Here is a 13,774-nt window from a genome sequence, read left to right on the forward strand (position 1 = left end):
ATTCTTCTTTTACAGAGTTCCCATGGGAATTTTTTAAGGTGGAAATGGGGCAAAAATAAGAAAATGAGTAGATATCAGGATGACTTGAGCAATATGAGATCTTTGGATCTTTACCTGGAAACCCTTAGCAATGAGGAATACCGGAAAGTAAGAAGTAAAATTGGATCTCAGAAATTAATTCCTGCCCCTTTGGCGGGTATGGATATCTCCTCAAATAGTTTCCAGAGGTTACTACATCGAAAAAGCAAAGAGAGAGAACTCAGAAGTCTAAAGCAATTTCAGAAGAAATTTAAATGGCAGTTCGATATAGATTCTGTTCTGGAGGGTGAATATGATGCACTGGTGTTAACGGATGCCAGACGTGTTATAAACTGGGTAAGCAAAGGCTTTTTCGAGATGACCGGATATTCCTCCAGCTTCGCCATGGGGCGAACTCCTGACTTTTTGCAGGGAAAAAGCACTCCAGAAGAAAAAAAGAAAAGAGTCTCCCAAAAATTAAAAGAGGAAATCATTTTTACTGAAACCTTCACCAACTACAGAAAAAATAAAGAGGAATACTTGTGTGAAATAACAGTGATTCCATTGCTCTCCTATGGCACGAAACTTACTCATTTCCTGGCCTTGGAAAGAGAAGTCGCTGCTTAGAAATTTGAAGTACGAAATGAAAAGGAACTACGAGGCAGGAAGTAAAAGGATCTTTTTTTTATTCTCCTGAGTCTCAAAAAGAGGTACTAAAATTGGCAAATATTGGGCCTGGTTTAAAGTCCGAAGGAATAAGCAGTAAGCTCCAATTAAAAAAGCTTTTTCACTTTTCACTCTTCTCTTATTCTTTAGTCTCGAAAGCAGGTTATACTGAGCCTGACAAAGTGTGCATGAGTTTTCTGTACTATTTCAAATAACTTAAGTAAACCGCTTCGGGGCAAGCCCACGAAGTATTAAGAAGAAATAATTTTCAATTGCGAGGCAAGCCTCGGAGCATTAAAATCTCGATTATCGAGTAAAGAGCACTTATCCTGTTATAGAATTCCTAAACTTTGTTCATATTACTCTCTCTACTTTTTTATACCCGTATTAATTTCTAATTTTATAAAAAACAGAACATAATGAACTATAGAAAACTGGGAAAAACAGGATTAAAAATTTCAGAAATCTCACTTGGAACATGGCAGGTAGGAGGAAAATGGGGATCGGGTTTTGATGACGAAAAAGCTGATAAGATCATAAATACAGCAATAGATCAGGGTGTGAATTTTATTGATACCGCCGACGTGTATGAAGAGGGCTTGAGTGAAAAGGCAGTAGGTAGAGTCGTCCGTTCCCGGTCTGAAGAAATTTATGTGGCAACAAAATGCGGCAGACAAATTAATCCGCACATAAACGAAAATTATACTCCGGAAGTTCTTACAAAGTTTGTGGAAGACAGTTTAAAAAGAACCGGACTTGAACGGCTGGACCTTGTTCAACTGCATTGCCCTCCAACAGATGTTTACTATCGTCCCGAAATTTTCGAAACTTTTGATCGGCTTAAAGATGAGGGAAAGGTCCGCAATCTGGGAGTAAGTGTTGAAAAAATTGAAGAGGCTATAAAAGCAATGGAATATGATAACGTTGCTACTGTTCAGATAATCTTCAACCTCTTCAGGCAACGTCCGTCAGAATTATTTTTTACGGAAGCGAAGAAAAAAGACATTGGAATTATTGCCAGGGTACCTTTGGCCAGTGGATTACTAACCGGAAAATTCGATTCTAACACTCATTTTGACAAAGAAGATCACCGGAATTTCAACAGAAACGGAGAAGCTTTCGACAAAGGTGAGACTTTCGCCGGAGTAGATTTTGAGCAGGGATTAAAAGCGGTGGACGAACTAAAAGCGCTTTTTCCAGATGCAAAAAACCTTGCGCCCATAGCTTTACAATGGATTCTTCAGTTTCAGGAAATAAGCTGTATTATCCCCGGTGCGTCTAAAGAAGATCATTTGTTATCAAATACTTCAGTTTATGACCTTCCGCCGTTATCTGCGGAAAAAATTGAAAAAATGAATGCTATTTATAACAAATACATTAAGCCACAAGTACACCAACGCTGGTAGTATTTATAGCCGTAATAAATAGTCTGTAAGAGGCCGTCCCAAAATGCCAGTTTTCGTCAACTAAAGTTGTATCAGAATTGACAGGCTTATTTTCGGGCGGCTTTTTCTTTTCCTGAAAAAGTTCAGTTAAAATCATTTCTTAAACTCTTTCACTAGAAGTGGGTATTGTATCAGCAAAGCTTTCCCTTTAAATTTACCGGAAAGCTCTAGCTCATATTTTTCTGAATTTCTTATTCCCCTGAACACAAAAATTTGCTAAAGCTTCTAACTTTAGATTTCAGAATTAACTGAAAATAATTTGAGTTATTAAGCTGATAAAATATTCTGGAGAAGAACTATCTTTCCTATTACTTTCAGCTTTAATGCTAAAGATATAATTGATTTGAATTTTAATTATTGTCCGTTTGAATACTAACTCAGTTTTGTCCCTTTAGCGGAATAGGAAGGTCAAAAAAAGGCGTCCCGACAGCGCTCGACGTGACAATGTTACTACAATTGTATTTGTTAGTGCTTTACAGAACGAGTGTATAAAATTTTAAGCTTTACCTATGTAATACGCTGTTGCAATGACATCTCAAGAAAATACTTCTACTAAAGATCTTCATATTTTAATAATTGAAGATGAAATTCTGGTTGCAGAAAATATCGCCAAAATCCTGAGTAAACAGGGAGATTTTATATTTTCTATTGCGGCTAATGAGAAAGATGCGCTAAAAATTTTTAAAAACAATCCCGTGAAACTCATTGTAAGCGATATCCATCTAAACAATAGCGCAGACGGGACCTGTATTGTGAAAAAGATACAGAGTGAACACTGGGTGCCGGTAATTTATATTTCTGCTTACACAGATAAAAGCTTCCTGGATTCTGCATTAGAAACCGAACCTGTGGTCTACCTCGTAAAGCCTTTTTTAGAACGACAATTACTGGTAGCCTTTTCTATTGCACTAAATAAAATTGAAAAGTTTGAAATGGATAATGCGGTTGCTAAACCCAGTGGCAGAGAACTTCAAATCATAGCCTTACTCACCCGTGGATTCAATAGCCGCGATATTGGAAATATTCTTTTTCTAAGCGAGCATACCATCAAAACCCAACGCAAAAATCTTCTGAAAAAATTTGACGTGGCGTCCACTTACGAATTAATTGCCCTGGCAGCCAGGCTTAAGTGGGTCAAAAATGAATAGGAAAAGACTGCAGTTTTCCCACTTCTTTAGAACATTAAGTGGGACACCGGGGCTGGAAATTGAACAGAAGATTTTTAATGTGTCCTCTTTTTCCATCTCTGTTTTTGCATTAGTGGGAACTTTTATAAATTACATTATAGGCCTTAATATGGCGGTTGTTGGCCTGAGTTTTATTGGTAGTATTATCGCATTTTATCTGTTTTATTTATCAAGGTACGGGAATAAATATTCCAACCAGCTTATAAGCTATTACCTTTTAGCGATAATTACAGTCCTGGGCGTCATGTACTTTTATAACAATGGACTTGGCGGCACAGTGGCCTATCTCATTATTGTCCTTCTGAATGTTTTTATTCTGGTAGCACCGGCAAGATTTCAGTACAGAATTGCCGGGATTCTGTTCCTGTTTTTTACAGCTCTGCTCCTACTTGAACTCAACTTCCCAGGTTGGATTACGCCCTATTCTTCCCGTGGTGAAGCTGTAATTGACCATATGACGACGATGCTCTATTCTATGGGTTTAACGACTTATGTGATTATCAACTTCAGGAATAAGATGCTGCAGGACAGAAAGGAAATCCTGAAAAAGAATTCAGAAATCCAGATTCAGAAGATGGAGATTGAAAGCAGGCAGCTGGAACTTCAGAAAACTATAAACGAACTACAGGAAAGAAACGCCTTCATAGAAACCCTGCTGCGGGAGTTAAGCCACCGGGTAAAGAACAATTTGCAGCTGGTAATAAGTATTCTGGATATGCAGATTATGGAAGAAGAAAAATCACCTGAAAAATCCCAGGTACAGGAAACAAAAAACCGGCTCACCGCACTTATTCTGGTGCATCAACGGCTGTACGGACAGGAAACGGGTGTTGCTATTTTTATGCCAGATTATATTAAAGAACTTTGTGAGTCTATAGAATTCTTTAATAAACCACTGACTACTGAGGGAGAAGTAATTGCATATAACGTCGAGCCCATCGATTTAAACGTTGAAAAGGTAATTTCTTTGGGACTTGTTATCAATGAAATCATAACCAACTCCTTTAAACATGCTTTTCATAATGCTGAACATCCGCATATTACAGTAACTTTTAAGTTTACAGGTTCCCATTATCATCTTGAAATAGAAGATAACGGTTCAGGTTTTATCTACAACAAAGATAATAACAGGACAGGAATGTCTTTAATCCATTCCCTTACAAAGCAATTAGGCGGAAAATTAACTATAGATACGAAGCCAGGAAATGGAACAATTTATTTTCTGAATTTTTAAACCACAAGCTGATTTCTGCTGTAATAAACCGCAAAAAAGAACTCATAAAAGTGGAGATAATTTTCATTTCCACCGCTTCTTATTTGAATTTTAGACATTTTAAATGTTAAAGTTTGATAAAATTACTAATTTTGAATCACTACGGCTTGACCTGCTAAAAACTTAATTATCAGAAAATTAACACTTTAATAAATTACCTAAATAAGGTAAGATTCGACGGACAGCATTTTGTAGTGTGGAATTATTAACTATATTGTTAAAAATTTAACATGTAGGTAGTATGAAAACTGAAGCCCACAAAATTTCAGAATTGTGGAGAAGAGAATATTCTTCTGAAATTATGGAGTATTCGCGATATCAGATTACTGAACAATTCGAAAGAATGGCTGCTCTTTTTGCTCCTGGAGAGTCTTATTTCTACATACTAAACATGCACAACCTGGAGCTGGATTATATCTCCCCCAGCGTAGAAAATTTTATGGGTATTGCTTCTAAAGACATCAGTATGGAGCAATTGCTTAAGACTGCCTTACCAGAAGAAGTCGAAAAACTGGAAAAAAAAGAACTGGTAATAAAAGATTTTTTTTGTCACTATCTCAAATCATCTGAGATTACAAAATACAAAATAATCTATTCCTATAAAATGGTAGATCATAAAAAGAGAACCCGTATCATGCTTATGCAGGCCACTCCTATTTCTGTTGCAGAAAATAATACGCCAATGCACGTGTTTACAATTCACAGCGATATTTCACATATTGCAGCCAATAGTACCCGCAGTGTCTCATTTGTAAATATTCACGGGGGAAAGTCCTTTTATAACGTTCCGGTAGATAAAGGTGTTTTTAAGCCTACTATGGGAAATGCAGAACCTAATATTTCTGCTGCACTTACCAAAAGGGAAAGAGAGGTTGTAGATCTGCTTGCCCGGGGCTATGGTGCCAAACAGATTGCAGATAATTTGCACCTTTCTATTCACACCATCCACACCCATAGAAAAAATGTCCTTGCTAAAAGCGGATGTAAAAATACTGCTGAACTTATTGCAGAGAGTCTGATGGCTGGAATAATATAAGAAGAAAAACCATAGGATCTTGAGATCTTGATACTCTCATTCTCCTATGGCAGGCTAATTCTCCTATTTTATACGGGCCTGGAATTCTGAAATAACATTGTTGTAACTCCTCAATACCCGGTCCCATTCCTTGTACAGGTGGTCACTTTTTACACTCGTCATAGAATCTCCCGATTCTTCGCTTACCAGTTTTACTTTAAACCTAAGCGGATTTGTTGATGATTCTTTTACAATCATCCTGGTGCGGATCGTATTTTGCTCAAAAGTTTGTAATGACCATGCTGTTCTTAAATAACCTGTTTCTTTATCGGTCATTTCAATAACATCTATATAGTTTAAAACGATTTGGTTGATTAATTTCCACGCCTGGTTTTTATCCATTGCATTCACTTTAATCTCTATGTCGACATTGGCAATATCTGTTTGGACAGAAGCATCAAAAGCATCGTCGTTTCTCATCTTTACATAATGAGTTCTTGGAGGCTTAGTCATTCCTTTCTGGTTACAAAATTCTATAGTTTCGTTAAGAAAGCCTGTCTTTTTTGTCACTACTGTAACACACGAATTTTTTGGCACCAGCACTTCTGTAGATCCTTTTCCTAATAGTTTACCGTTCACATAAATTTCTGCATCTGTTTCTGAAACTCCAACCTTAACTTTTTTCTTTCCGTAATAATCTGCTTCAGTGTGAGCATGAGCACTGGTTGTAGGCAAAAGGGAAAATGTAAGCGCAAATAAAATCAAAAATGTAATTTTCTTCATAACTGAATTTTTAAATAATTAATAACTGATAAGTATTGTTGTACTCCTGAAGAATTAGAAACCATAATTGACCTGTTGTTAAAAAGCAAACCCAAGGCCGATATTTGCTATTAAGCCTTTATACAGAAGATTTTGAGGAGACGATTCGGTATCAAAAGTATAGCTTTGTGTTTCGGTATAACCATCGTCAAATACCACTTCCATGTCATAACTTTCCGGCAACGCTGAAAAGCGATATCCCACCTCGGGTCTAAAGTAAAATAGGCCTCCAAGTTTTGCTCCTAACTTCAAATTAAAGGAACCATTAGCAAAATCGATGTCCCCTGTCCCTGGTTCTGTTCTGTCAGACTCAGTAGAGTAGCGAACCATTTGCCCCTCAATTTTAATATTCCCATAACTGGCACCTACATAAAGTCCGCTTCCGGGTCTAAAAAGATAATAGTTAAGTCCACCCTCTATGTATGAAAAATCAAGTTTATCTCCGGAACTTTCATAACCTTCCTCCTCTTCAGGTACAATCCAGTCAGTTGAAATCGTGGAATAATCGGCACTTACAGCAAGTTTGTCTCCTAATAAAGGCGTCACATACTCCACGTTTCCTCCTATCAGGTTTGGAAAACCCAATTTCCCTCCAATCCTAAAGGGCCTTACTTTTGGCTCATTTTCCGAATAGAATTGATCTTCATCCATACTCTGAGCTGAAACAACAGATGAGCAAATCGCGAACAAGGTGATAAAAGAAAATTGAATAGCTTTTTTCATAATATTCTGAATTAATTTTTAATATATAGAAGTAGAGGTATTATGTTACTCTTCATTACTGTAGTAAAAATAGAGGAGCGTACAACTCCACACAATACCCATTTATAGTGATATTTTGTTTGAGTGAAACGTGAAGGGCAATTAGTAAATTGATCTGAGGATCATTTTTTAATATTCGTGGTCGACATGAAAGGAAAGGAGGAAAAGAGTAAAAAGTAAAGAATCAGGATAAAAAGTTTGGATTAATTCAGCTTACCACAAAATGTAGGTCGAGAATTGCCATTTTTGAAGCACTCTTTAAAAGATTTTAAAAATGTGAAGAAGTAAAGGAGTGAAAGAGTGAAGGAGTGAAGGAGTGAAGGAGTGAAGGAGTGAAAAGTAAAGAATCAGGATAAAAAGTTCAGATTAATTCAGCTTATCACAAACTGTAGGTCGAGAATTGCCATTTTTGAAGCACTCTTTAAAAGATTTTGAAAATGTGAAGAAGTAAAGAAGTAAAGGAGTGAAGGAGGAAAAGAGGAAAAGTAAAGAATCAGGATAAAAAGTTCGGATTAATTCAGCTTATCACAAACTGAAGGTCGAGAATTGCCATTTTAGAAACATCAGCAAAATCTGGATTTAAGGATTTTTTTCGGGCGTCTCCAACCAATATTTTCAGGACAATGGGAAATAGGGTATATTGTGTCACCTAAAAATTAACAATTATGTTGCGCATCAAAAGAAGCTTACTCCTTTTCCTTGTTGTTACTATTTGCAATAACGTTCTATTTGCTCAAAAAGAAGGCACTTACACTTTAGAATCTCCGAATTCTGAAATAGTAGTAGATGTGAATATTGGCGAAGACATTAGCTGGACGGTTACAAACCGCTCTCAGAAAATTATCGCCCCGTCGCGAATTGCGATGACACTGGAAAATGGTGAAGAACTTGGCGACAGTCCCGAAGTTCGCGATTCTGAAAAAAAAGAAGTAAATACAACTATAGATGCGATCAACTACAAAAAGGATGTAATTGAAAATTATTATAACCAACTGACGTTAAAGTTTAATCAGGATTACGGCTTGATTTTCAGGGCTTATAATTCCGGAGTTGCTTACCGTTTCACCACCAACAAAAATAAAGAGATCACCATTGTTTCTGAAGAGGCGAATTTTAATTTTCCTGAGGATCATATGATCTATATTCCCTACGCTAATGATCCTGCCAATGATGTTTACCAGATTTCTTTTGAAAACCTCTACCAGCATATTCCTTTATCTGAAATTAACAAAGATACTGTCGCTTTCGCCCCTGTTTTGGTGGAACTGCCAAGCGGGATGAAAGCGGCAATTACAGAAGCAGATCTGGAAAGTTACCCGGGAATGTTCCTGAAAGCAGGTGAGAAAGATTTTTCTTTAAAAGGAGAATTTACCGGCTATCCTCTTGAAGAGGAACAGGGCGGGCACAATGGTCTGCAATCTTTTGTCACTAAACGAGCCGATTACATTGCAAAAACTTCCGGCACACGTCATTTCCCCTGGCGCGTTGTTATTATCAGCAATGAAGACAGAGAACTTCTTAATAACGATATGGTTTATATATTGGCTTCTGCCCCGCGTCTGGATGACACTTCCTGGATCGAACCGGGGAAAGTTGCCTGGGACTGGTGGAACGACTGGAACATTTCCGGAGTGGATTTCCCGGCTGGCATTAACACTGAAACTTATAAATATTACACCGACTTTGCCGCAGAAAATAATATTGAAAATATTTTGCTGGATGAAGGCTGGGCTCCGCGTGGAGAAATTCTTAATACAATCCCCGAAATAGATTTGGACGAAATTATTAGTTATGCCGAAGGTAAGAATGTGGGAGTATGGTTATGGTCTGGTTACCTGCCGTTAGCCCAAAATATGGATAAAGCATTAGCCACTTATTCTGAAATGGGCGTAAAAGGTCTAAAAGTGGATTTTATGAACAGGGACGATCAAAAAATGGTTGATTTTTATTACAATTTATCTGAAAAAGCTGCGGAACATAAGCTTATGCTGGATTTCCATGGCGCATACAAACCTACGGGCCTGCAGCGGACTTTCCCGAATGTTGTTAATTTTGAAGGCGTACGCGGACTGGAAAATACGAAATGGTCTAATACTGATTTCCCGTTGTATGACACACAAATTCCGTTTATAAGAATGCTTGCAGGCCCAATGGATTACACGCCGGGCGCAATGAAAAACGCCAGTAAAGCAAACTTCCGGGCAATCAATTCTGCGCCTATGAGCCAGGGAACGCGGGTACATCAGCTGGCCTTATACGTACTTTATGAAGCTCCGTTTAATATGCTCGCAGATAATCCAACCAATTACAAAAAAGAACCGGAAAGCACCGAATTTATAGCTTCTGTACCCACTACTTTTGATGAAACCATCGCCCTGGACGGTAAAGTGGGAGAATATGCTGCCATAGCACGAAGAAAAGGTGATATCTGGTACGTAGGTGCGATTACTAACTGGAATGCGCGTGATCTTGAAATGGACCTTTCATTTTTACCGGAAGGAGAGTATGAGGCTGTAATTTTTAAAGACGGAATAAATGCCGACAGGGAAGCAACAGATTACAAGCGAGAGGTGATTAACGTAAAATCAGGAGATCAACTGGATGTTCATTTGGCGAATGGAGGTGGCTGGGCAGCCCGAATTTATCCTGCACAATAGCAAGTAGAATTGAAAAGTAACGGTGTTCATTTCAGAATTAAGCTTCAGCCCAAAGTCTAGGTAAACCTTCGTTTTTTCCAAGTAAAGGATCGGCCTCCGGCAATGGCACCGCAGCAATGTTTTTATCGGCCTTAGGACGTTCCGGTTCTTTTCCGTAGTTCATATCATGCTCCATTCCGTTGGGATAGGCGCCTACAATATGAAAATCTTCACTTCCAAGGTTTTTATGGCCTACTCCAGCCGGAATAACAATAATATCCCCGGCGGTTACCTCCAGCTTCTCACCCTTTTCTCCGCCTAACTGAAGTAAAGCGCTTCCACTATAAACCCCGAGAACTTCATGAGTGTTACTATGATAATGATGATAACTAAAGACGCCATTCCTCCAGGAATTTCTCCAGTTATTTTCTGAAAAACGGTTCTCAAGCCATTCCGCACCGGAATCTCCCCTTTCGGAAAAAGCCTTTTTATATAACAGTAAGGGAAGCTTATTATTTGGAATGCTCCCGTCGTCCTTAAAAAAGTATTTTTCTGGTTTCATAAAGCTGATTTTTGAAGATTTGATTTTTTAGACAGTTATCGTACTGTCTTGATAAGATAAGCATTTCATCCCGAATTGAATTGAACCTTAAACAGAAATTTGGTAATATTTCCACAGCGAATTAGGAGAAAGATTTTCTTCGGAAATTTTACCTCAGGTTCAAAAATTGCCAATTTTCGACCTTCAATTCTCCTGGCGGTGAGTAGACAAAATTTTAGTTAAAACTTCTTCAGAGATTCTTATTTTTTCGCTTCTTCAGAAGAATAGCTTTCCAAATATGGCAGTTTCAGGCAGGAGTGGATGCTAGAAAGGTCATTTTAAAGTCTTTTCAGCTATAGTCACCATCTTTTAAACCAAAAAAAAGATAATTATTGTCTTTTCTGAAATGTTTTCTGTTGAAATTTCTTCAGTAAAGAACAATTTCTGAAGAAAATAAAGAGGCAGTCCAAAAAGGACAATTATCGGCCTGCAGTTTTTCACTGGGATAAGTACTTTTCCAGACGGTCTCAAAAAAAAAGGCTGATCCTTATGAATCAGCCCTTCTTATTAACACACAAATTTAATTAAACGTATCAACTCAAACTAAGCACTTGTAATTTTTCCTACTCTTTTACCCATCACATAAATTGCTGGAAACCTTTACCCTTAATCACATTATTTATTAGGATCTTCGGGCAGGCCAAGGCTTCTAAAAAACTCCTCAGGAGAAGGACGATTAGCAACAGTTTCGTCAATTTCCCTGCCTAATTTTTCATAGAGTTCTCTTCGCCCTTCTATATCTGCAATCAATTCCTGATAAGCAATTTGTCCTACTCTTGCCGCTACTCTTCTAGGTACAACAACTACCCCGTCCGTATCTGCTACAACAACATCACCGGGATATACCAGAACTCCACCAACAACTACTGGTGCCTGAACATCCAATAATTCGTTCCTTCCAATTCGTTCACCCCTCCCCCTTTCTTCATAGTTCATGTAGACAGGGTTTCTCTGTAAAATAATTTCATCTAGATCTCTTACCCCACCTACAGCAACCAATCCAACCATTCCACGTTCCTGCCAATCTAAAATATTTTTTGATCCTGTTGAACCAGCATCATTATCGTCCTGATTATCAATAACAACAACACTTCCCTCTTTTATATGTTCATTAAAAGATTCTCCTGCTAAAGTTGAATACCACATCCCTCTCCAATTCCTGTAATCCTCATAATTCTCTGGCTTGGTAAGATCAGATCCTGCATTTCTTGGTCTATTTGTGGGGGCATACCTGGCAGTTACAGCAATTCCTGATATTCTGTGTTCCATTGTTTGAACATCCCGCCATAAAGGTGCAATTTTTGGATCCATAACCCCTACATCCATATATCCCACAGTCACTAGCCCATCTACAACATCATTTACTCTTGCGCCACGATACAATTCCAGCAGCACTTCATCTGAAACATCAGAGCCATCGGAATCATTAGGACTATTTTGAGCAATGGTATTTGGGCTATTAAAACTTATTAGTGCAACAAGCAATAATAAAACACTTTTCATTTTCTTCATCTTATTTTTAATTTAATTATTATTTATTGAGTTACACACTTAGTGTCTGTTTTATTTGTGACTGATAAAGCGGTTTTTTGGCCATCATCCTTTCCATTGTTTTGTGAAATATAGTTTGCTTTGCCTGGGACCGGTTCAACCTGAAGCAGAACTCACCGCGCCATTTATCAGTTACCACTTTAGCACCGGCACCAATGTGCTCTTCAAAAATAGGGGTCAATGATTTCGAGGAATAATCTTCAATAGACTTGACATAAGCCCTTTTAATTTGGTGTTTGTTGTTGAGCTCCACTGCTATGACCGCCTTTTTCTTCTTGGAATCATAGCTACGGTCTTGTTTCCCCTCTTCCTTTCCTCCAACGGTGAATTTATCAACGTGCACAATTTCCGACAGTGAGTATTGCCGGCTGCTTTCCATAGAAGTCCTTACCTTCTGCATAAAATACCAAGCCGTTCCCTGGCGGATATCAAAACGTTTTCCCATTTGGATGCTCGATATGCTTTTACTGCTGGTGGACATTTCGAAAACAATACAAAAGGCCTTTTGTAGGCCAAATTTGACCTTGTGGAACAAGGTATTGGCCGTTGAACTTTCAACATGTTGGCAATTATAGCATTGGTACTTGTAACCTACTTTTTCACATCCCTTGGTATGGCCACACTTCGAACAAATAAAACCATCTTGCCACTTCATCTTGGCCAAATAAGCCTTACAAGCATCATCATCGGGTAATTCTTTTATAAAGTTTAGTATATTTTGACCTTCAAATACCTTCATAATCCCAATTTTATTGACGACAAGATACAGAACTTAAATGACTAACTCAATTTATTTATAAAGCTTCACCACATTGTTGATGGCATTTCATCCCCCAGCGGAAATCATTATGCAACAAATCTATCATTTCACTGCCAACACGAATATAAATATTCGTACCCAAATTTAAACTAGTTCTGTTACAAATTCAGAATCGGCATCAAGGTACAACGTTTCGCGCCAGACCATTTCAAAATGTAAAAACAGGGATTTTGTCGAAAATGTTTCCTGTAGACCCCTTACCATTGGATATGCTTTGACCCATCTGGAAAAAAGCCCTTGCCATAAGCTTGAGTAGCTCCCCGTGGTTGTTCATAGAAGAACTCTGGGAAGCTTTGTTGGGGGCAACCCAACCATGTCAAGAAGTTTTGTTTACCGTTGTTTTATCAAAGAAAACATCAATAAAGTCCCTCAAAAAAAAAATATTGCCAAAAAATTTAAAGCATACAAACCAGGATACCTACATATAGATGTAACCTAGCTGCCAAAATTTGAAGGGCGGTCATATTATTTATTTGTGGCAATAGATAGGGCCACCAGGATGATGTTCTATAAGGTCTATGAAAATAAAAAGGCTGAAAGCACAGAAGATTTCATGGACAAATGCCTGGACTTTTTTCCTGTCTATATCGCTCATATCCTAACCGATAATGTACTTGAATTCACCACAGGCTCATTATGTCCAAAAAAGGAAAACTTTGTGACCAGCCTTTTAAAATGTATGGAGAACAATATTGACCATAGGCTGACAAAACCTGCAACACCATAGACCAACGGGATTTACTTAAAATTTTTTATACAGGTTATAAATGCTGTTCAAAAGGGAGTGTAACCTCACTTTCGAGCTACAGTTCTCCCCCAGATGCCAGAACCACTTAATTTTCAGAAAAAGTTTTTAAGGTTTTTCAAATCTTTCGAAGCATTTTCCCCCGCCTCCAGAAAGGAATGTGGCTATACCCATTTTTCTAGTGTCGATGGTCAATATTTCCCAATCCAAATCCGTAACAACCTTTTCCCTAG

General features: G+C 38.0%; 13 protein-coding genes. 7 read left to right on the top strand and 6 right to left on the bottom strand.

Going from position 1 to position 13,774, the window contains the following annotated elements; genetic code table 11:
* Window positions 1-63: 63 nt before the first annotated feature.
* Window positions 64-645: a PAS domain-containing protein gene (locus RM545_RS03780; protein WP_311493982.1), complete on the top strand. Its 582-nt coding sequence runs from the start codon at window positions 64-66 to the stop codon at window positions 643-645.
* A 458-nt stretch (window positions 646-1,103) separates the two neighbouring features.
* Entirely contained in the window at window positions 1,104-2,090 is a 987-nt protein-coding gene (locus tag RM545_RS03785; protein WP_311493983.1) for an aldo/keto reductase, read from the top strand.
* Here RM545_RS03785 and RM545_RS03790 read toward each other — a convergent pair.
* Complete coding sequence (locus RM545_RS03790) at window positions 2,062-2,226, bottom strand: hypothetical protein (RefSeq protein WP_311493984.1); 165 nt, start codon at window positions 2,224-2,226, stop codon at window positions 2,062-2,064. The two genes, RM545_RS03785 and RM545_RS03790, sit on opposite strands and share 29 nt — an antisense overlap.
* A gap of 430 nt (window positions 2,227-2,656) precedes the next feature.
* Here RM545_RS03790 and RM545_RS03795 point away from each other — a divergent pair, with 430 nt between their 5' ends.
* From RM545_RS03795 to RM545_RS03805, 3 genes are all read left to right on the top strand, one after another.
* Window positions 2,657-3,277 (top strand): DNA-binding response regulator, encoded by a 621-nt coding sequence (locus RM545_RS03795; protein WP_311493985.1) that lies wholly within the window; start codon window positions 2,657-2,659, stop codon window positions 3,275-3,277.
* On the top strand, window positions 3,270-4,550 hold the full coding sequence (locus RM545_RS03800; RefSeq protein WP_311493986.1) for a sensor histidine kinase: 1,281 nt from the start codon (window positions 3,270-3,272) through the stop codon (window positions 4,548-4,550). The genes RM545_RS03795 and RM545_RS03800 overlap by 8 nt, the downstream gene beginning before the upstream one ends.
* A 280-nt stretch (window positions 4,551-4,830) precedes the next feature.
* A complete protein-coding gene (locus RM545_RS03805; RefSeq protein ID WP_311493987.1) occupies window positions 4,831-5,625 on the top strand; it encodes a response regulator transcription factor in 795 nt (264 codons plus the stop codon).
* A 63-nt stretch (window positions 5,626-5,688) separates the two neighbouring features.
* Here the strand turns inward: RM545_RS03805 and RM545_RS03810 are convergent, their stop codons facing one another.
* Complete coding sequence (locus tag RM545_RS03810) at window positions 5,689-6,387, bottom strand: hypothetical protein (RefSeq protein WP_311493988.1); 699 nt, start codon at window positions 6,385-6,387, stop codon at window positions 5,689-5,691.
* Window positions 6,388-6,465: 78 nt separating this feature from the next.
* Window positions 6,466-7,149: a hypothetical protein gene (locus tag RM545_RS03815; protein ID WP_311493989.1), complete on the bottom strand. Its 684-nt coding sequence runs from the start codon at window positions 7,147-7,149 to the stop codon at window positions 6,466-6,468.
* Between the two features lie 704 nt (window positions 7,150-7,853).
* On the opposite strand from RM545_RS03815, the gene RM545_RS03820 reads away from it, so the two are divergent.
* Window positions 7,854-9,845 carry a retaining alpha-galactosidase gene (locus tag RM545_RS03820; RefSeq protein WP_311493990.1) on the top strand — a complete coding sequence of 664 codons (1,992 nt, stop codon included), beginning with the start codon at window positions 7,854-7,856 and terminating at the stop codon, window positions 9,843-9,845.
* A 37-nt stretch (window positions 9,846-9,882) separates the two neighbouring features.
* Here the strand turns inward: RM545_RS03820 and RM545_RS03825 are convergent, their stop codons facing one another.
* From RM545_RS03825 to RM545_RS03835, 3 genes are all read right to left on the bottom strand, one after another.
* Complete coding sequence (locus tag RM545_RS03825; RefSeq protein WP_311493991.1) at window positions 9,883-10,386, bottom strand: cupin domain-containing protein; 504 nt, start codon at window positions 10,384-10,386, stop codon at window positions 9,883-9,885.
* Window positions 10,387-11,040: 654 nt separating this feature from the next.
* Complete coding sequence (locus RM545_RS03830; RefSeq protein WP_311493992.1) at window positions 11,041-11,928, bottom strand: RraA family protein; 888 nt, start codon at window positions 11,926-11,928, stop codon at window positions 11,041-11,043.
* A gap of 40 nt (window positions 11,929-11,968) precedes the next feature.
* The gene (locus RM545_RS03835; RefSeq protein ID WP_311493993.1) at window positions 11,969-12,715 is read right to left on the bottom strand and encodes an IS1595 family transposase; all 747 of its coding nucleotides are present in this window, start codon (window positions 12,713-12,715) and stop codon (window positions 11,969-11,971) included.
* 520 nt (window positions 12,716-13,235) lie between these two features.
* On the opposite strand from RM545_RS03835, the gene RM545_RS03840 reads away from it, so the two are divergent.
* Window positions 13,236-13,523 (top strand): DDE-type integrase/transposase/recombinase, encoded by a 288-nt coding sequence (locus tag RM545_RS03840; RefSeq protein WP_311494081.1) that lies wholly within the window; start codon window positions 13,236-13,238, stop codon window positions 13,521-13,523.
* Window positions 13,524-13,774: the final 251 nt, after the last annotated feature.

The sequence above is a fragment of the Autumnicola lenta genome, from assembly GCF_031846515.1.
Lineage (GTDB): Bacteria > Bacteroidota > Bacteroidia > Flavobacteriales > Flavobacteriaceae > Autumnicola > Autumnicola lenta.

Bases quoted from the DNA above. Each gene is read 5' to 3' on its own strand.
- RM545_RS03780 (WP_311493982.1), top strand. From the start codon at position 64: ATGAGTAGATATCAGGATGACTTGAGCAATATGAGATCTTTGGATCTT.
- RM545_RS03785 (WP_311493983.1), top strand. From the start codon at position 1,104: ATGAACTATAGAAAACTGGGAAAAACAGGATTAAAAATTTCAGAAATC.
- RM545_RS03790 (WP_311493984.1), bottom strand. From the start codon at position 2,226: ATGATTTTAACTGAACTTTTTCAGGAAAAGAAAAAGCCGCCCGAAAAT.
- RM545_RS03795 (WP_311493985.1), top strand. From the start codon at position 2,657: ATGACATCTCAAGAAAATACTTCTACTAAAGATCTTCATATTTTAATA.
- RM545_RS03800 (WP_311493986.1), top strand. From the start codon at position 3,270: ATGAATAGGAAAAGACTGCAGTTTTCCCACTTCTTTAGAACATTAAGT.
- RM545_RS03805 (WP_311493987.1), top strand. From the start codon at position 4,831: ATGAAAACTGAAGCCCACAAAATTTCAGAATTGTGGAGAAGAGAATAT.
- RM545_RS03810 (WP_311493988.1), bottom strand. From the start codon at position 6,387: ATGAAGAAAATTACATTTTTGATTTTATTTGCGCTTACATTTTCCCTT.
- RM545_RS03815 (WP_311493989.1), bottom strand. From the start codon at position 7,149: ATGAAAAAAGCTATTCAATTTTCTTTTATCACCTTGTTCGCGATTTGC.
- RM545_RS03820 (WP_311493990.1), top strand. From the start codon at position 7,854: ATGTTGCGCATCAAAAGAAGCTTACTCCTTTTCCTTGTTGTTACTATT.
- RM545_RS03825 (WP_311493991.1), bottom strand. From the start codon at position 10,386: ATGAAACCAGAAAAATACTTTTTTAAGGACGACGGGAGCATTCCAAAT.
- RM545_RS03830 (WP_311493992.1), bottom strand. From the start codon at position 11,928: ATGAAAAGTGTTTTATTATTGCTTGTTGCACTAATAAGTTTTAATAGC.
- RM545_RS03835 (WP_311493993.1), bottom strand. From the start codon at position 12,715: ATGAAGGTATTTGAAGGTCAAAATATACTAAACTTTATAAAAGAATTA.